The sequence below is a fragment of the Sulfitobacter sp. G21635-S1 genome (assembly GCF_027213915.1).
Lineage (GTDB): Bacteria > Pseudomonadota > Alphaproteobacteria > Rhodobacterales > Rhodobacteraceae > Sulfitobacter.
In genome coordinates, this window is the sequence record NZ_JAPWGV010000012.1 from 86,686 (window position 1) to 103,876 (window position 17,191).

A 17,191-nucleotide genomic window follows, 5' to 3' on the forward strand; every position below is an offset into this window, starting at 1 on the left:
GCCACAGCCTTAACGCCAAACCGGTTACCAAGCCCTTTAAGACACCGCCGTCTTGCCCGGATTTCCGGTTTCCTGCACCAGAACGCTCTGCGGCAGGCTGACCCTGAAGGCGGTTCCGCTTTCGATCGGCAGATAGATCACCTGCCCGCCGAGCCGCGACATGATCTCCTGGCAGATGGCAAGGCCAAGGCCCACGCCCTCGGCCTCTTCCCCGCTGATCCGAAAGAACTTTTCGAAGATGACCGATTGCACGTCCGCGTCGATCCCGCTGCCGTTGTCGACAAAGTCGATCCACAGGCCCCCGGCATGGCGGCTGGTGCGGATGGTCAGCGCAGGTTCTGCCGCATCGCAATATTTGCGCGCGTTGGAGACAAGGTTGATGAAGACCTGCACCAGACGGTCGATATCGGTGTGCAGCACGATATCGGGCGCTTCGGTTTCACGCCGCACCGCCAGCGCAGGCCCTGCCCCGGCCAGCGCCGTTGTCACCGCGCGGTCCATGATGTCGCTCAGCCTGTCCTGCCCCATGCGCAGGGTCACCTGCCCGTTTTCCAGCACCGAAAGGTCCAGAAGTTCGTCCAGCAGACGGGTCAGGCGCAGGGTCTCCGAATGGATGATGGAGGCATAGCGCGTCTTGTCGGCCTCCGAGAGTTTGCCCGCATCGCGCAGGATTTCGGAAAACGACCGGATCGAGGTCATCGGCGTGCGCAGCTCATGGCTGATCTGGCTGAGGAACCCATCCTTTTGCAGGGAAAGCTGGGTCAGCTTTTCATTGGCGCTGCGCAGTTTGGCCGCGGTTTCGGTCAATTCGCGGGATTTCTGCTCAAGCTGGTTGGAATATTCCAGCATCTGGGCGGATTCGTCCGCCACCGCCAGCAGGTCCTGCACCGAAACAGAGGTGCCGCCGACGATCTGGCTGACCATGGCATGGGCCGTCGCGGCCCCGACGGAACCTGCCAGCTCCCGCTCCAGCGCCTGCACAAAGGCGGGTGTCGGTTCCGGCAGGCCGCCGGTGATGCCCTGGGCCTCGGCCTCGGCCCGGAAGAAGGCCTGCGCCTCGGGCGCGCCGAGGATACGCTGCGCCATGATCATCAGGTCCTCGCTGCCCGCCACGGAGGCGGTCCAGTTGCGCGCCGGACCGGAATGTTCCAGCACGTTCACGAACTGCGCGCCCTGAAGACGTTCGATCGGGTCGGGAAAGCTGACAATGGAGACCGCGACGAAGGCCAGCGCGTTCAGCGACAGCGACCAGACCACCGCATGCACCGTCGGGTCCAGCCCCGAGATCCCGAACAGCGCCTGCGGCCGCAGCCAGCTTTGCCCCCAGAGACCCTGGTTGAAGATCTCTGCCGACAGCGCGGCCCCGACGCCGAAACTGGGCAGGAGCATGGTAAACACCCAGATGGCAAAGCCGATCCCGAGACCGCAAAGCGCGCCCGACCGCGTGGCACCGCGCCAGAAAATACCCCCCAGAAGCGCCGGCAGGAATTGCGCCACCCCGCCGAAAGAGATCGTGCCGATGGCGGCAAGCGCGGCGCTGCCGCCGGAGATGCGGTAATAAAGCACGCCAAGCGCGATGATCAGCAGGATCGACAGCCGCCGCGCCAGCAGGACCACCTGCCTGACATCGCCCGATTGCACCGCGCTGCCATGCCGGGTGCTGAGCCAGATCGGCATGACGATATGGTTCGACACCATGGTGGAGAGGGCCAGCGTGGCCACGATCACCATCGAGGTGGCCGATGAAAATCCGCCGAGGAAAGACAGCATCGCCAGCCCGTTCTGCCCCTGGCTCAGCGGCAGGCTGAGCACAAAGAGATCAGGGTTTGACCCGGGCGGCATCAGGTCCAGCCCCACCACCGCGATGGGCACCACAAAGAGGCTCATCAGCATCAGGTAAAGCGGAAAGGCCCAGGAGGCGATCTGCAGATGCCGTTCCTCGTCATTCTCGACCACCATGACCTGAAACATGCGCGGCAGGCAGACAAAGGCCGCCGCTGACAGGAGCGTCAGCGTGGCCCAGCGTCCGCCCTGCACCTGCCATTCCCCGATGGCCGAGGCATCGACCCGTGCCAGCGTCTGTTCCACCCCGCCGCCAAGGCTCCAGACCACGAAAATGCCCACGGCCAGCGAGGCGACAAGTTTCACGATGGCCTCCACCGCCACGGCGATCACCACGCCGTGGTGGCGTTCGTTGACGTTGAGGTTCCTTGTGCCGAAAAGCACGGTGAAGAGCGCCAGCCCTGCCGCCACCCACAGGGCCGCGCTGACCGGGTTGTAGCTGCCGCCCTCCCCGTTTGCCGCGAAGATCGACAGCGACAGGACCACCGACTGCAATTGCAGCGCAATGTAAGGGGTGACACCGATCACCGCCATCAGGGTCACGATGATCGCCAGGCTGTTGGACTTGCCATAGCGGCTTGAGATCAGGTCGGCGATGGAGGTGACCCGCTGGCTGCGCCCGATCCGCACCAGCCGGCGCAGGCCCCACCACCAGCCGATCATCACCAGACTGGGGCCAAGATAGATGGTGACATATTCCAGCCCCGAGCGCGCCGCATAGCCGACGGCACCGTAAAACGTCCAGGCGGTGCAGTAGATCGACAGCGACAGCGTATAGACCAGCGGAGAACGCAGCAGCGCGCCCCCCTTGCCCCGCAGCGCCGCGCGCTCTGCCAGGAAGGCGACAAGGAACAAGCCGGCCACATAGGCCAGGCAGACAATGACAAGTTCGTTCAGTGCCACCATCAGCGCGGCCGGGGCGGATCGTCCGCGCCATCCTCTGCGGCACCGCGCCCGGTGCGCCACCACAGGGCCAGCGCCCCGAGGATCAGCACCACCCAGACCCCGAAGAGATAGCGCAGGGCGGAGGACATCGGGATCGGCGCGCCCTGCCCGTCGCCGGGCACCGCCCAGAGCAGCGGCACCATCCACAGGGCCAGCCCCACGAAAGGCAACAGGCGCACGGCATCCATCGCCCGGCGCATCCGGTAGCTGCGCCGTTCAAGAAACAGGCGTCGCGCCGGCATCCCGGCCCTCAGGCAGAGGCCGTCAGTTCGCGCACGGCCTCCAGCATCTCGGCATTGGAAAAGGGTTTGGTCATGAATTTGCTCACCCCGGCCTTGCGGGCCATTTCGCGGTCGCGGCTCTGGCCGCGGGCGGTCAGCATCATCACCGGCAGATCGGCAAAGGCCGGATCGGCCCGCAGATCATGCAAGATCTCGAACCCGCTGCGGCCCGGCAACATCACATCCAGCAAAACCAGATCCGGGCGGGCCTTGCGGATCACCTCCACCGCGTTCAGCCCGTTTGCCAATGTCTCCACCCGCCATCCGTCATTCGACAGGACAAAGCGGATCGCTTCGGCGATGTTCAGCTCGTCCTCCACCAAAACGACATGTTTGCTCATGCGCGGTTTTCCCTCCCCATGCGGCCTGTTGCGGCCGCGCTTCAACATGCACCGGAAGATGCGACCTGTCAAAGCTCCGAATTTGCCTGCGACCGCAAAGGTTTGAGCGAAAGGGCCAGGGGCGCGTGCCACGGTTGTGCCAGGCTCAGGCCCCGGCGCTGAGGATCGACGGTTCGCGCCGGGCGCTGCAGTTCTCATGCGGGCAGACCCGGCAGGTTGCCCCCACCGGAAGCCCGAATGTGCCGCCTTCCGGCACCGGCAGCAGCAACATCATGGCATGTACCAGCGGCGGGGCGTTGTAGCCCTGCGGCGTCACCGGTTCGCTGACCGCATAACACTGGAACTGCGCCTGCGCCCGGCCCAGCTGGCTGACCCGTTGCGCGATGATCGTGCCCGGTTGCCCAAGCGCCGCAAACAGGGGCCAAAGCGGGCAGCAGGCACCGTGGCGCGGCACCGAAAAACCATCCACCGTCTTGCGAAAGGTGACCGTGCCGGAACGGTCGCAGACGATCATCCCGGCCTCAAGCTCCGGCAGCGCGGCAAGCCTGCGCAGCACCCGCCCGACCGGCTGTTCCAGCGCGCGCGCAAGCGCAACCGGATCCACCCCCGAGACCGCAAGGGCGGCGCGCAGACGGGCAAGGGGCAGCTGTGCGGCATCCCGCGCGATCTGGCGCAGGACGATGCGGGCGATGAAAAGTGCGGCAGGCGTGCGCAGGACAGGATCCTCCGCCAGCATCCCACTGATCAGCGCATCGGTGTCGGCGGCGCCTTCAAGCATCTCGAAACTGAAATCGCGCGCAGAGAGGAAAGCCTCCACCTCTTCCTGCGGGGAACTGGCGGCATCCTCCGCCCCGGGTTCCGCATCAAGATAGGCCACCAGATTCTGCGCGCTGGCAGACAACCGGTCGCTGTCTTCGTTCAGGTTGGCATGAAACCGGTCGCGCCATTCCGGTTGCAGCGTCTTGGTCTCTGCCAGGATCGAGGCGGTGGAGCGGATCGCGGCAGCCGTCGTCAGAAGCTCGTGGATGGAGGCCGCCAGATGCGGGTCATGGCCCAGCCTGTCGGTCAGCGCCTCCACCGTGGTCTCCAGCGCATCGAGGCGGCGGCGGGTGCCTGCCAGCACATCGGCCCAGCCCGGAAACCGCCCGGCGAATTCGTCGGCCCGGTCCGCTTCCGCCCCGCTCAACCCCGCCTCATGGGCCGCCTCGCGCAGGGCAGCGACCAGCGTCGCTTCGGCCCCTTCGGTCAGGGTTTGCGGCTCCACCTCCAGGGCGGCGGCGATGTCCAGCAGCAGCTTGCCGCCGATTCTGCGCTTGTTGTGTTCGATCAGGTTCAGGTAGCTGGCGGAGATCCCGATGGCGCGCGCCAGGTCGGCCTGCTTGAGCGATGCCATGATCCGCCTTTCGCGGATCCGGCTGCCGGTCAGCGCCTCACGCGCCATGGCAAAAACATCCGGTAAAACTGTGCAATTTCAACGTGTTTCTGCGCTGCAATATCATGATATTTACAATCTCGATAAACTCATTGCGAATATATTTACAGGATTATGCAGAATTTAAAAGGACTTATTGATGGGTTTCACAAGCCGGGTGATAAAGTATTTGCACAATAGTGCCGCGTGTGTCGGACGGAGGAAGCCGGCATGCGTTTACAAATCGGGAGGAATTCATGTCATTTTCGAAACTGACACGTCGTGGTCTGATCAAAACCAGCGCCGTGGCCGGTGCAGGTCTTGCGCTGCCCACCTATCTGCGTGCTGACGCCCATTCCGGGTTTACCAATGCGCCCACCGGCGACACCGTCACATTCGGCTTCAACGTGCCGCAGACCGGTCCCTATGCCGAAGAGGGCCTTGACGAGCTGCGCGCCCAGGAACTGGCTGTCCAGCACCTGAACGGCGAAGGCGACGGCGGGATGATGAACACTTTCAGCTCCAAGGCGCTGAAGGGGAACGGCATTCTGGGCAAGAAGGTCACTTTCGTGACCGGCGACACCCAGACCAAATCGGACGCCGCCCGCGCATCCGCCAAGGCGATGATTGAAAAAGACGGCGCCATCATGATCAACGGCGGCTCGTCCTCGGGCGTGGCTGTTGCGGTTCAGGGTCTCTGCCAGGAAGCGGGCGTGATCTTCATGGCCGGTCTTACCCACTCCAACGACACCACAGGCAAGGACAAGAAAGCCAACGGTTTCCGTCACTTCTTCAACGCCTATATGTCCGGTGCCGCCCTGGCGCCCGTGCTGGCGAAGGAATACGGCAAGGACCGCCGGGCCTATCACCTGACAGCCGATTACACCTGGGGCTGGACGCAGCAGGAATCCATGGCCGCCGCCACCGAGGCGATGGGCTGGGAAACCGTCAACAACGTGCTGACGCCGCTGGCCAGCACCGACTTCTCGTCCTACATCGCGCCGGTGCTGAACTCGGGTGCCGATGTGCTGGTTCTGAACCACTACGGCGGGAACATGGTGAACTCGCTGACCAACGCGGTGCAGTTCGACCTGCTGAACAAGGAAGTGAACGGCAAGAAGTTCGAAATCGTCGTGCCGCTCTACTCTGAACTGATGGCCGCAGGTGCGGGCAAGAACGTGCAGGGCGTGATCGGGTCGATGAACTGGAACTGGCAGCTTCAGGATGAAGGCTCCAAGGCCTTTACCAAGTCCTTTGGCGAAAAATATGGCCGTCCGCCCTCGAACTCCGCGCATACCTGCTACGTGCAGACGCTGCTTTATGCGGATGCGGTCGAACGTGCCGGGTCGTTCAACCCCTGCGCGGTTGCCGAAGCGCTCGAAGATTTCGACTTCGACGGCATGGGCAACGGTCCGACCACCTATCGCGGTGCCGACCACCAGTGTTTCAAGGACGTGCTTGTCATGAAGGGGACAGAGAACCCGTCCAATGAGTACGACACGCTGGAAATCGTCGAAGTCACGCCGCGCGCACAGGTCGAATACGAACCCGACCACCCGATGTTCGCCGGTGGCGACCTGGGCGAATGCAACCCGGGCGCCTGAGCCGGACCTACCAGGAGGGCGGGACAGACCCCGCCCTTCCCTCTTAAACGACCCGCCAGCCCCGGTTTCGACCGGCGGCTGCGCGCATACCTCGGGTGGGGATCATGGACGCTATCCTTCTTCAAATTCTTAATGGTCTCGACAAGGGGTCGGCCTATGCGCTGATCGCCCTGGGGCTGACACTGATCTTTGGCACATTGGGCGTGGTCAACTTTGCCCATGGCGCCCTGTTCATGATCGGTGCCTTCTGTTCGGTGACGCTGCAAAAGATCCTGACAATCAGCACCATCAGCATCGACGAGACGCAGAAGGATTTCCTCGGCCGTCCGCTGGAGGTGAAAACCCCGATCGTGGAGAACTGGTTCGGCCCCGAGATCGGCGGGCTGATCATCGACTGGTCGGTGCCCCTGGCGATCCTCTTTGCCATCCCGGTGATGCTGGTGATCGGCTATGTGATGGAACGCGGGCTGATCAAGCATTTCTACAAACGCCCCCATGCCGACCAGATCCTGGTGACCTTTGGCCTTGCCATCGTGCTGCAGGAGGTCATCAAGTATTTCTACGGTGCCAACCCGATCCCCACGCCTGCGCCCGACGCCTTCCGCGGCAGTTTCGACTTCGGCGCCCTGCTGGGGCTGGATACGGCACTTGCCTATCCCTATTGGCGGCTGGTCTACTTTGCCTTCTCGGCGGTGATCATCGGGGCCGTCTTTGCCTTTCTGCAATTCACCACCTTCGGCATGGTCGTCCGCGCCGGCATGGCGGACCGCGAAACCGTGGGCCTGCTGGGCATCGACATCGACCGCCGCTTTACCATCATGTTCGGCATCGCCGCCGCCGTCGCGGGCCTCGCGGGCGTCATGTATGCGCCGATCAACTCACCCAATTACCACATGGGCATGGATTTCCTCGTGCTCAGCTTCGTCGTGGTGGTCGTGGGGGGCATGGGCTCCCTGCCCGGCGCGGTGCTGGCCGGCTTCATGCTGGGCATCCTGGAATCCTTTGCCTCGATGAACGAGATCAAGGCGATCCTGCCCGGCATCGACCAGATCATCATCTATGTGGTGGCAATCATCATCTTGCTGACACGTCCCCGAGGCCTGATGGGCCGCAAGGGCGTGATGGAGGAATAAGACATGTTCGGCACCGCAAAAAGAGACACCGCCCTGTTGATCATCGTCGCCATCCTGACGCTTTTCGCACCCTTCCTGCTCAACCCCTTCCCGGCGGGATCGGCCATGGCGCAATTCAACGCGGGTTATCCCGACCTAATGCAGCGCTTTGTGATCTTCGGCATCTTCGCCATCGGGTTCAACATCCTGTTCGGCCTGACCGGCTATCTCAGCTTTGGCCATGCGGCCTTTCTCGGGGTCGGTTCCTATGCCGTGGTCTGGATGTACAAGCTGCTGGATTACAACATCATCTGGGGTCTGCCGCTGGCGATCGTGATTTCGGGCGTCTTTGCCCTGATGATCGGCTTCATCTCGCTGCGGCGCTCCGGGATCTACTTTTCGATCCTGACGCTGGCCTTTGCCCAGATGATGTTCGCGATCAGCTACTCTGACCTTCTGGGCCGCTTCTTTGGCACCACCATCACCAATGGCGAAACCGGCTTGCAGGTCTACCGTTCGGACCCGCAGGTCCTGATCGACAGCTGGGAAAGCGTGCCGCACCTGCTGGGCCTGGTCGAGATGCGCAGCACCTATACCATGCGCCTGGGCGACTGGTCCTTCGACTTCAACGCCGGCTACTATTTCTGTGCGGTGATCATGCTGCTGACCTTCTACCTTGCCATCCGCATCTTCCGCTCGCCTTTTGGCATGATGCTGCGGGCGGTGAAATCGAACCAGCAAAGGATGAACTATACCGGCCTGAACACCCGTCCCTATGCGCTGGCCGCCTTCGTGATCTCGGGCATGTACGCCGGGCTGGCCGGTGGGCTGATGGCCGCGATGGACCCGCTTGCCGGGGCCGAACGGATGCAATGGACCGCCTCGGGCGAGGTTGTGCTGATGACCATCCTGGGCGGCACGGGCACGCTGATCGGCCCGGTGCTGGGCGCCGGTTTCATCAAGTACTTCGAGAACATCTTCTCCAAGATCAACGACAACGTGCTGCACAGCTGGTTTGCCTTCCTGCCGGACGGGATCGAGGATTTTCTGGTGGTCATCGTGCATCCCTTTGTGGGCAAGGGCTGGAACCTGACCCTGGGCCTGATGTTCATGATCGTCGTGATCTTCCTGCCCGGCGGCCTTGTGGAGGGCGGCCAGCGCATCGCGCGGCTGTTCCGCCGCAAAAGTGCCAGGAACGACGCGCCTGACGGCTCCAAGACACCCGCGGAATAAGGACCGACACAATGGCAATTCTCGAAGTCAAGAACGTGGGCAAACGCTTTGGCGGTCTGCAGGCCCTGAGCAACGTGAACCTGAGCGTGGCGGAAAACTCCTGCCATGCGATCATCGGGCCCAACGGTGCGGGCAAATCCACCCTGCTGAACTGCCTGGTGGGCAAGCTGATCCCGGATACCGGATCCGTCATGTTCGATGGGCAATCGGTGCTGGGGCGAAAACCCTATGAGATCAACCAGATGGGCATCAGCCGCGTGTTCCAGACGCCGGAAATCTTTGGCGACCTGACGGTGATGGAAAACATGATGATCCCCTGTTTCGCCAAGCGCGACGGCGCGTTCGAGCTGAACGCCATCACATCGGTGACCAGCCAGCGCGACATCGTCGAAAAGGCGGAGCATATGCTGGAGGACATGAACCTGATCGACAAGCGCGGGATGCATGCCGCCGCCATGTCGCGGGGCGACAAGCGCAGGCTTGAGATTGCCATGTGCCTGGCACAGGACCCCCGCCTGCTGCTGCTGGATGAACCCACGGCGGGCATGGCGCGGGCCGACACCAACAACACCATCGACCTGCTGAAACGCATCAAGGACGAGCGCGACATCACCATCGCGATCATCGAACACGACATGCATGTGGTGTTCTCCCTGGCCGAGCGGATCACCGTGCTGGCGCAGGGCACCCCGCTGGTCGAAGACACGCCTGAAAAGATCAAGGGACATCCCAAGGTCCGCGAAGCCTATCTGGGTGAATCCCAGGATGCCGCATAGACCGGGCTTGCCCCACCCGACCGCCAAAGGACAGGTTTCATGAACACCCAAACCCTCGAAAAGAACGCCAACCACGCCGCCACCGCCCCCGCCTTTCTGTCGGTCTGGGATCTTGAGGCCTATTACGGCGAAAGCTACATCGTGCAGGGCATCAGCTTTAACGTGCACGAGGGCGAAATCCTGGCGCTGCTGGGCCGCAACGGCGCGGGCAAGACATCGACCCTGCGCGCCATCGCGCGGCTGGCCTCCCCCGAGGTGCGCAAAGGGGAAATATGGCTCGACCACAAGCCCCTGCACAAGATGAAGGCGCATGAGGCCTCGCAATGGGGGCTGGGTCTGGTGCCCGAGGACCGCCGTATCATTCCCGGCCTGACGGTTGAGGAAAACCTGAAGCTGGCGCAGATCGCACCGCCCATCGGCTGGTCGCTGGACCGGCTTTACGAGCTGTTCCCGCGTCTGGGCGAACGCAAGAATCAGGAAGGCACCACCCTGTCGGGAGGCGAGCAGCAGATGCTGGCCATCGCCCGCGCCCTGGCCCGCGACATCAAGGTCTTGCTGCTGGATGAACCCTATGAGGGGCTGGCCCCCGTCATCGTGGACGAGATCGAAAAGACACTGGCCATCATCAAGGAGCAGGGCATCACCACGATCCTTGTGGAGCAGAACGCGATCCGCGCGCTGAAACTGGCCGACCGTGCGGTGATCCTCGATACCGGGGGAATCGTCTTTGACGGCACGGCGCAGGAAGTGCTGGAAAACGAACAATTGCGCGCCGAATACCTCGCGATCTGATCGCCCGCCGGGTGCTGTGGTCGGGCGTCCGGCCACACCGGCTTTCACGCCCATTGTGACATGAGGCGCAGGCCGGGCGGGGTGCCTGTGATGCGGCTTGCGCCTTGTAGCGAAAGTTCGGTTTCAGGCCATTCCCCCGCGCGGAACCGGGGCCGCAGGCCGCCGCACTGCCGTTAAGGACCGGTTTGGCTCGGTATTTCTGCGACAGCTGCCATGCCAGCGCCGGTGAGAAATTGCCCCTGCGATGAACCCTATGGAGCCTTGATGCGTTGGACCTCAGACGGTCCAACAGGCCCGAGCAATCGCAAGGAGCAAATTCATGAAACACACCCTCCCCGCCCTCGCCTCCACTTTGTCGCTCATCGCCGGTGTCGCCCTGGCCGACAGCCATGCCAGCGCCCCCGAACCTGTGGCCAGCGCCGACATCAAGACATTGGACGGCACCGTTCTGGGCACCGCCACGGTGACCCCCGGCACCAATGGCATCCTGATCCACCTGAAGGTCGAAGGCGCAGCGCCGGGGCCGAAAGGTGTGCATCTGCACCAGGTTGGTGACTGCGACCCCGCAACCGAGTTCAAATCTGCCGGGCCGCATATCGGAGACGCCGACAACGCGCACGGCCTGCTGCACCCCGACGGGCCACATGCCGGCGATCTGCCGAACCTCTATGTCGGCGCGGATGGCACCGGCGAGATGCAGGCGATCACCAGCGCGGTTTCGCTGGAAGAGACACCTGGCGGCTTGCTCGATTCAGATGGCGCCAGCGTGATGATCCATGCCGAAGGGGATGACCATTTCACCCAACCCGGCGGCAATACCGGAGCAAGGCTGGCCTGCGGGGTCCTGGAACCCGCTTCCTGACACGACATTGACTTCGTCCCCGGATCGTCCGGCGATCCCGGGGGGCGCGGTCAGAGGCATCCGGTACGCAAGCTGCCGCCCGGATCAGCCAATGTGCCAGGTTCGTCATCACTTGCTGCCTGCGACATGCCGACAGTCGCCGCCCGCCACAACTGGCGGCTTTCAATGCCGGGACCCATGTCTTATAACCGGGCAAAACGTCACGGCCCGCGCAGCGCCGGACAAGAGGGAAACGTCGAGGAATATATGACCAAAAACACCCATGACGCAGATGTCGCCTTTATCCGGGCATTGGCGGAACTGCTGAACGAAAATGACCTGACGGAGCTTCAGGTCAAGCGAGACTATGCCGAGGACGACAGCCTGAATGTGCGCGTCAGCCGCAAACCGCCGCAGCAGATCATGGCGCCCCAGCAAATTCAGGCAGCCCCGCCCCCGATGGCATCGCCCGCGCCCGCACCGATGAATGCCCCCGCAGCAGCATCCGCATCCGGGGCAGAGGACGATCCGGCAAGCCACCCCGGCGCGGTCGTGTCGCCCATGGTCGGCACCGTCTATATGCAGGCGGAACCGGGTGCGCCCGCCTTTGTCACGGTCGGCAAATCCGTGTCAGAGGGTGAAACCCTGCTGATCGTCGAGGCGATGAAAACCATGAACCACATCCCCGCCCCGCGCTCCGGAACCGTCAAGCGCATCCTGGTGGGTGACGGCGATGCCGTCGAATTCGGTGCGCCCCTGGTGATTATCGAATAAGGCACTGACAATGTTTAATAAAATTCTTGTCGCAAACCGGGGTGAAATCGCGCTGCGCGTGATCCGTGCCGCGCGCGAAATGGGCATCCAGTCCGTCGCGGTGCATTCGACCGCCGACAGCGACGCCATGCATGTGCGGATGGCCGACGAATCCGTCTGCATCGGCCCGCCCTCCTCTGCGCAATCCTATCTGTCGATCCCCTCGATCATCGCCGCCTGCGAGATCACCGGGGCAGAGGCGATCCACCCCGGCTATGGCTTCCTGTCGGAAAACGCGGGATTCGTGCAGGTGATCGAGGATCACGGGCTGACCTTCATCGGCCCCACTGCCGAACATATCCGCATCATGGGCGACAAGATCACCGCCAAGGAAACCATGCGCAAGCTGGGCGTTCCCTGTGTGCCGGGCTCTGAAGGCGGCGTGGCGACACTGGAAGAGGCCAGGCGCCTGGGCGAGGAAATCGGATACCCCGTCATCATCAAGGCCACCGCAGGCGGTGGCGGCAAGGGCATGAAGGTGGCAGGTTCTGCCGCCGAGATGGAACGCGCCTTTCAGACCGCCCGTGCGGAAGGCAAATCCAACTTCGGCAACGACGAAGTCTATATCGAGAAATACCTCACCACCCCGCGCCATATCGAGATTCAGGTCTTTGGCGACGGCAAGGGGCGCGCGGTGCATCTGGGCGAACGCGATTGTTCGCTGCAGCGCCGCCACCAGAAGGTATTCGAGGAAGCCCCCGGCCCCGCCATCAGCGCGGAGGAACGCGCGCGCATCGGCAAGACCTGCGCCGATGCCATGGCCGATATCAATTATATCGGCGCGGGCACCATCGAATTCCTTTACGAGAACGGGGAATTCTACTTCATCGAGATGAACACCCGCCTTCAGGTCGAACATCCGGTGACCGAAGGCATCTTCGGGGTTGATCTGGTACGCGAGCAGATCCGGGTGGCCAGCGGCCTGCCCATGTCGTTCCAGCAGGAAGACCTGAAGATCAACGGCCACGCGATCGAAGTCCGCATCAATGCGGAGAAATTGCCCAATTTCCGTCCCTGTCCGGGCCGGATCACCCAGTATCATGCGCCGGGTGGCCTGGGGGTGCGGATGGATTCCGCACTTTATGACGGCTATTCGATCCCGCCCTATTACGACAGCCTGATCGGCAAGCTGATCGTACATGGCCGCGACCGGCCCGAAGCGCTGGCACGGCTGGGCCGCGCCCTGGGCGAGCTGATCGTGGATGGCGTGGACACAACCGTGCCGCTGTTCCACGCGCTGCTGGGTGAAGAGGACATTCAGACCGGCAACTACAACATTCACTGGCTCGAACACTGGCTGGAAACCAATCTCGGCGACGGCTGACGCCGATGACGGAACTGACGCCGGAACTGGTGCTGCGCGGCTACGGGATCGGCATTTTCCCGATGGCCGAACACCGCGACGACCCGGAGATTTTCTGGGTCGATCCGCGGCGGCGGGGCATACTCCCGCTGGACGGGTTCCACCTTTCGCGGTCCCTGGCCAAGGCGATGCGGCGGACGGGTTTTGACGTGACCGTCAATCAGGATTTTGCCGGTGTGGTTGCCGCATGTGCCGACCGCACCGACACCTGGATCAACGCCGAAATATCAAGCCTTTACAGTGCGCTGCACGCCAGGGGCAATGCGCATTCGCTTGAAATCCGCGAAGCGGGCACGCTGGTTGGCGGGGTCTACGGCGTGACCCTGGGGGCCGCGTTCTTTGGCGAAAGCATGTTCTCACGCCGCACCAATGCGTCGAAAATGGCCCTTGCGGCAACGGTGGTGCGGCTGCGCGATGCGGGGTTTTCACTGTTCGACGCGCAGTTCCTGACCGATCATCTCGCCTCGCTCGGCGCGGTAGAGATCACGCGGGCGCAATATCACCTGAGACTGGAGAAGGCGCTGGCAGCCCATGCGGATTTTGCAGCACCGCCGGTTCTGCCGCTTCAGGAGGTGGTGCAGCGCATGACCCAGACGTCATAGCGCCGATGCTCCAGCGCTGACAGCGCCGGGGAGGATGCGATCATCCAGCCGGAAAACACCGTGCCGGTCTTGCCGGTTTCCGAAATTTCAAGCTCTGCAAAGGCGTCGCCGGATGGGTTGCCCGCCGGATAGCGGCATTCGTTCAACACGATATCAAGATTTCCCAGCCGTGCCGACTGGCCCGCGCGCAGCTCTATGTCGCTGGTGTGGCCAGAGGTCTTGTCCAATGCACGCAGCACGGCGCCGGAGGCGCTGGTCACGTCCTGCGCGGCGGCAGGCAGGGCAAGACATGCACCAAGAACGAGACATCTGATCATGTTGACCGCTTTCGGAGGTGCCGGGATCACTCCGGGCTCCAGGCCTCGTAGTCGGACCGGTCCTTTGGATGTGCCTGCCGGATCGAGCCCGCAGGCGCATAGGCCAGCGCGGTGCCGGTCAGGTTCTCCACATGGGGTTTTTCCCAGGCCTTGTGCACCAGCGGCTTGTCGCTGGGCGGCTCGTCCCAGGTGCGGTGCAGCCAACCGTGCCAGTCGGGGCTGACGCGGGAGGCTTCCATGTCGCCGTTGTAGATCACCCAGCGCTTGGAATCGTCGGCATTGCGGTAATAGATGTTGCCCTGGTCATCCTCACCCACGCGGGTGCCCTTGCGCCAGGTGAAGAGCTGGGTGTTCAGCGTCTGCCCGTCCCACCATGTCAGCGCCCGGAATATCGTGTTGAGAATGCCCATGAAACTCTCCGCTCTTGTTGGGGCTGTTATGCACCATCGCTGCCGCAGGGTCCAGCGGGTGTTGCAGCAAAGACTCCCTCCTGCGCGACATGTGGCCCCTCCTGCATCGCGTATTGGCCTGTCAGGCGATGCTCCTTATTGTTTCGAAAACGGAGACACCCATGGCCACCAAGAGCAAGACCCGCAAGCATGTCGCTGAATGTCACGGCGTCAAGGTGCCCGACAGCCCGATGATGACCCTGGAACGGGCCGAGCGGATCAATGCGGCGCGCTATGAGGGCCAGGAGATTGCCGGCGCGCTTGAGGTCATCCGACCCGGCGACCGGGTTCTGGAAATGGGTGCGGGCATCGGGCTGGTCGGCGCGATTGCCGCAAGGAACGGCAAGCCGGAAAAGGTTCTGTCCTTTGAGGCAAATCCCGGGCTGATCCAGCATATCAACACGCTCTACCGGCTGAACGACCTGCAGGACCGGATCGAGGTTCGCAACGAGGTGCTGATCAGCGCACCCAATCCGCCGGAAACCGTGGCCTTTCACATCCGCAATTCCTACCTTGGTTCCTCGCTCATCGACACGGACAAACGCGCCACAACGCGGGTCGAGGTGCCGACCGCGCGCTATGACGAGGTGCGCCGCGACTTTGCCCCGACGGTCCTGCTGATGGACATCGAAGGCGGAGAGCTGGATTTCCTGCGCCATGCCTCGCTTGAGGGCATCCGCGCCATCGTTCTTGAATTCCACCCCGCGGCCTATGGCAAGGAAGGGATGCGCGAATGCAAATCCATCCTGGAACGCGCCGGTTTTGCCAAGGTGCCGGAACATTGCACGCGCCAGGTCTGGACCTGCACATTCGACGCCAGCCTGCGCCCGCCGGTGCCGGACATGGGATGGTCCTGCGATCAGCAAACCCTTGAAGGGGCCATTGTCGTGCCACCCGCCGACAGCGGCTTTGTCCAGCCCGTCGGGGTGCTGGAAAGCAACGGCAGCTATCACGGCGCCGGGGCGCTGTGGCGCAACGGGCGCGCGTTGACGGTGGCACCGCCGATGCCGCAAGGCGATTTGCCCCTGCGCGAGGGCACCTGGCTTTGGGGTGGCGTGCTTTGGGCGCATTTCGGTCATTTCCTGGTGGAAAGCACCGCGCGGCTTTGGGCCCTGGAAACCCTGGGCTCCGATATCGACGGCATCCTCTTTGTCCCCAAGCGGCCCAAGTCCGGCGAGGAAGTCCAGCCGTTCCAGAAGGATTTCGTTGAACTGATGGGCAGTGACCTCCCGGTGGTCAGCCTGACCGCGCCCACGCGGGTCGAGCGGCTGATCGTGCCGGGTCAGGGCTTTGGCCTTGGCACCATGATCACCGGCACCCAGCCGTTCCGCGACGCGATCGCCGCGCGGTTTGGCCGCGACGTGCCCGCCGAAGGGCCGGAAAAGCTCTATATCAGCCGCAGCGGCCTGCCCTCGGGCCGGGGCAATCTGGTGGGCGAAACCGAGCTGGAGGCGAAGCTGTCCGCCGAGGGCTATGTGATCTATCACCCCGAAAAGCACGATCTGCGCAGCCAGATCGCCACCTACAAGGCGGCCCGCCAGATCATTGCCGCCGAAGGATCGGCGCTGCATCTGCTGGCAATGGTGGCTGATCCGTCGGCGCAGGTGGCGATTGTCGTGCGCCGCCCCTCCGGTGCCACGCGCAACCTTGAGCAGCATCTGATGTCCTTCGCCGGGATCACCCCGCTGACAATCGTCCAGTTGGCCCGGTCGTGGAAACCCCTGGGTGCCGCCAAACCGCGGCTCTGGATGGGCGAGCTGGACATGCCCGCCCTGCAGTCGGCACTGGCCGAGGGCGGGTTTATCTCTTCCAAATCAGGCACATGGGCGCCCCTGGACCCGAAAGAGGTGCAGGAACGCCTTGGCGGCCAGTTCGAGGAAGTTGCCTGAACCTCTAAAGCGCCCCGCCTTAAACCTGAAACGCCGATACCCTGCCGCGCTTCGCGCCGCCCCGTGGGGGCGGAACGGCGCAGCCCAACAGGAACTGTTGGGCGGGAAGGAGGTGAGCGGCGAAAAAGGACCCGGGGCAATCGCGTCTACCTTGAGACACAACTCAGGCTCTGGCCAGCGCCGTCACCTCGATCTCGATCCGGTACTTCGGGTCGATCAACCCGCATTCGATCATCGTTGCCGCGGGCGGATGCGCCCCGAAGGTGGCCTGCAACAGCGGCCAGCAGGGTTCGAACTCTGCCCGGTCCGGCAACATGTAAGTGACCCGCACCACATCGGCAAAACCCACGCCGGCCTCGGTCAGCGCCTGCCCGATGATGTCAAGCGCGGACCGGCATTGTTCCACCACATCATCGCCCTGCCCCACGGTGCCGGCCACATGCACAAAGCCGCCCGCGACCACGGCGCGGCAATAGCCGATCTTCGGCTCAAAAGCGCCGCCTGAGAAAATACGCTGCATTCTGTCATTGCTCCTGTTGTCGATCAGCCGGATGGCGTCAGCCGCGCTGTCATCGGGGTT

At 63.3% G+C, this 17,191-nt stretch carries 17 protein-coding genes; 10 read left to right on the forward strand and 7 right to left on the reverse strand.

Annotated elements, in window-relative coordinates; genetic code table 11:
* Positions 1-36: 36 nt before the first annotated feature.
* The 4 genes from O4H53_RS13350 to O4H53_RS13365 all read right to left on the reverse strand — a co-directional run bounded on the left by O4H53_RS13350 (position 37) and on the right by O4H53_RS13365 (position 4,850).
* Positions 37-2,748: an ATP-binding protein gene (locus O4H53_RS13350; protein ID WP_269364393.1), complete on the reverse strand. Its 2,712-nt coding sequence runs from the start codon at positions 2,746-2,748 to the stop codon at positions 37-39.
* A complete protein-coding gene (locus O4H53_RS13355; protein ID WP_269364395.1) occupies positions 2,748-3,029 on the reverse strand; it encodes a hypothetical protein in 282 nt (93 codons plus the stop codon). Before O4H53_RS13355 ends, O4H53_RS13350 begins: the two co-directional genes overlap by 1 nt.
* Before the next feature lie 8 nt (positions 3,030-3,037).
* Entirely contained in the window at positions 3,038-3,409 is a 372-nt protein-coding gene (locus O4H53_RS13360; RefSeq protein WP_114273307.1) for a response regulator transcription factor, read from the reverse strand.
* A 145-nt stretch (positions 3,410-3,554) separates the two neighbouring features.
* Positions 3,555-4,850 (reverse strand): helix-turn-helix transcriptional regulator, encoded by a 1,296-nt coding sequence (locus O4H53_RS13365; RefSeq protein ID WP_269364398.1) that lies wholly within the window; start codon positions 4,848-4,850, stop codon positions 3,555-3,557.
* Positions 4,851-5,077: 227 nt separating this feature from the next.
* Here O4H53_RS13365 and O4H53_RS13370 point away from each other — a divergent pair, with 227 nt between their 5' ends.
* From O4H53_RS13370 to aat, 9 genes are all read left to right on the forward strand, one after another.
* Positions 5,078-6,424, forward strand: coding sequence for a substrate-binding protein (locus tag O4H53_RS13370; RefSeq protein ID WP_269364399.1), 1,347 nt, complete (start codon positions 5,078-5,080; stop codon positions 6,422-6,424).
* 104 nt (positions 6,425-6,528) lie between these two features.
* Positions 6,529-7,557, forward strand: a complete 1,029-nt coding sequence (locus O4H53_RS13375; protein WP_269364401.1) for a branched-chain amino acid ABC transporter permease — start codon at positions 6,529-6,531, stop codon at positions 7,555-7,557.
* A 3-nt stretch (positions 7,558-7,560) separates the two neighbouring features.
* Complete coding sequence (locus O4H53_RS13380; RefSeq protein WP_269364403.1) at positions 7,561-8,769, forward strand: branched-chain amino acid ABC transporter permease; 1,209 nt, start codon at positions 7,561-7,563, stop codon at positions 8,767-8,769.
* An 11-nt stretch (positions 8,770-8,780) separates the two neighbouring features.
* A complete protein-coding gene (locus tag O4H53_RS13385; protein ID WP_269364405.1) occupies positions 8,781-9,545 on the forward strand; it encodes an ABC transporter ATP-binding protein in 765 nt (254 codons plus the stop codon).
* A 39-nt stretch (positions 9,546-9,584) separates the two neighbouring features.
* Positions 9,585-10,337, forward strand: coding sequence for an ABC transporter ATP-binding protein (locus tag O4H53_RS13390; RefSeq protein WP_269364407.1), 753 nt, complete (start codon positions 9,585-9,587; stop codon positions 10,335-10,337).
* 319 nt (positions 10,338-10,656) lie between these two features.
* The gene (locus O4H53_RS13395; protein WP_269364409.1) at positions 10,657-11,199 is read left to right on the forward strand and encodes a superoxide dismutase family protein; all 543 of its coding nucleotides are present in this window, start codon (positions 10,657-10,659) and stop codon (positions 11,197-11,199) included.
* A gap of 246 nt (positions 11,200-11,445) precedes the next feature.
* Positions 11,446-11,952: an acetyl-CoA carboxylase biotin carboxyl carrier protein gene (accB, locus tag O4H53_RS13400; protein WP_269364411.1), complete on the forward strand. Its 507-nt coding sequence runs from the start codon at positions 11,446-11,448 to the stop codon at positions 11,950-11,952.
* Positions 11,953-11,962: 10 nt separating this feature from the next.
* Entirely contained in the window at positions 11,963-13,315 is a 1,353-nt protein-coding gene (gene accC, locus O4H53_RS13405) for an acetyl-CoA carboxylase biotin carboxylase subunit (RefSeq protein ID WP_269364413.1), read from the forward strand.
* Positions 13,316-13,320: 5 nt separating this feature from the next.
* The gene (gene aat, locus O4H53_RS13410) at positions 13,321-13,956 is read left to right on the forward strand and encodes a leucyl/phenylalanyl-tRNA--protein transferase (RefSeq protein WP_269364414.1); all 636 of its coding nucleotides are present in this window, start codon (positions 13,321-13,323) and stop codon (positions 13,954-13,956) included.
* Here aat and O4H53_RS13415 read toward each other — a convergent pair.
* Both O4H53_RS13415 and O4H53_RS13420 read right to left on the reverse strand, forming a co-directional pair.
* Complete coding sequence (locus O4H53_RS13415; RefSeq protein ID WP_269364417.1) at positions 13,920-14,273, reverse strand: DUF2155 domain-containing protein; 354 nt, start codon at positions 14,271-14,273, stop codon at positions 13,920-13,922. The two genes, aat and O4H53_RS13415, sit on opposite strands and share 37 nt — an antisense overlap.
* Positions 14,274-14,299: 26 nt before the next feature.
* Complete coding sequence (locus tag O4H53_RS13420) at positions 14,300-14,683, reverse strand: NADH:ubiquinone oxidoreductase subunit NDUFA12 (protein ID WP_114273317.1); 384 nt, start codon at positions 14,681-14,683, stop codon at positions 14,300-14,302.
* Positions 14,684-14,844: 161 nt separating this feature from the next.
* On the opposite strand from O4H53_RS13420, the gene O4H53_RS13425 reads away from it, so the two are divergent.
* On the forward strand, positions 14,845-16,611 hold the full coding sequence (locus tag O4H53_RS13425; RefSeq protein ID WP_269364420.1) for an FkbM family methyltransferase: 1,767 nt from the start codon (positions 14,845-14,847) through the stop codon (positions 16,609-16,611).
* A 163-nt stretch (positions 16,612-16,774) separates the two neighbouring features.
* Here the strand turns inward: O4H53_RS13425 and O4H53_RS13430 are convergent, their stop codons facing one another.
* Positions 16,775-17,131, reverse strand: a complete 357-nt coding sequence (locus O4H53_RS13430) for a RidA family protein (protein WP_114273319.1) — start codon at positions 17,129-17,131, stop codon at positions 16,775-16,777.
* Between the last annotated feature and the right edge of the window lie 60 nt (positions 17,132-17,191).

Excerpts from the sequence above, each read along its gene's own strand:
- O4H53_RS13350 (WP_269364393.1), bottom strand. The coding sequence starts at position 2,748 with ATGGTGGCACTGAACGAACTTGTCATTGTCTGCCTGGCCTATGTGGCC.
- O4H53_RS13355 (WP_269364395.1), bottom strand. The coding sequence starts at position 3,029 with ATGCCGGCGCGACGCCTGTTTCTTGAACGGCGCAGCTACCGGATGCGC.
- O4H53_RS13360 (WP_114273307.1), bottom strand. The coding sequence starts at position 3,409 with ATGAGCAAACATGTCGTTTTGGTGGAGGACGAGCTGAACATCGCCGAA.
- O4H53_RS13365 (WP_269364398.1), bottom strand. The coding sequence starts at position 4,850 with ATGGCGCGTGAGGCGCTGACCGGCAGCCGGATCCGCGAAAGGCGGATC.
- O4H53_RS13370 (WP_269364399.1), top strand. The coding sequence starts at position 5,078 with ATGTCATTTTCGAAACTGACACGTCGTGGTCTGATCAAAACCAGCGCC.
- O4H53_RS13375 (WP_269364401.1), top strand. The coding sequence starts at position 6,529 with ATGGACGCTATCCTTCTTCAAATTCTTAATGGTCTCGACAAGGGGTCG.
- O4H53_RS13380 (WP_269364403.1), top strand. The coding sequence starts at position 7,561 with ATGTTCGGCACCGCAAAAAGAGACACCGCCCTGTTGATCATCGTCGCC.
- O4H53_RS13385 (WP_269364405.1), top strand. The coding sequence starts at position 8,781 with ATGGCAATTCTCGAAGTCAAGAACGTGGGCAAACGCTTTGGCGGTCTG.
- O4H53_RS13390 (WP_269364407.1), top strand. The coding sequence starts at position 9,585 with ATGAACACCCAAACCCTCGAAAAGAACGCCAACCACGCCGCCACCGCC.
- O4H53_RS13395 (WP_269364409.1), top strand. The coding sequence starts at position 10,657 with ATGAAACACACCCTCCCCGCCCTCGCCTCCACTTTGTCGCTCATCGCC.
- accB (WP_269364411.1), top strand. The coding sequence starts at position 11,446 with ATGACCAAAAACACCCATGACGCAGATGTCGCCTTTATCCGGGCATTG.
- accC (WP_269364413.1), top strand. The coding sequence starts at position 11,963 with ATGTTTAATAAAATTCTTGTCGCAAACCGGGGTGAAATCGCGCTGCGC.
- aat (WP_269364414.1), top strand. The coding sequence starts at position 13,321 with ATGACGGAACTGACGCCGGAACTGGTGCTGCGCGGCTACGGGATCGGC.
- O4H53_RS13415 (WP_269364417.1), bottom strand. The coding sequence starts at position 14,273 with ATGATCAGATGTCTCGTTCTTGGTGCATGTCTTGCCCTGCCTGCCGCC.
- O4H53_RS13420 (WP_114273317.1), bottom strand. The coding sequence starts at position 14,683 with ATGGGCATTCTCAACACGATATTCCGGGCGCTGACATGGTGGGACGGG.
- O4H53_RS13425 (WP_269364420.1), top strand. The coding sequence starts at position 14,845 with ATGGCCACCAAGAGCAAGACCCGCAAGCATGTCGCTGAATGTCACGGC.
- O4H53_RS13430 (WP_114273319.1), bottom strand. The coding sequence starts at position 17,131 with ATGCAGCGTATTTTCTCAGGCGGCGCTTTTGAGCCGAAGATCGGCTAT.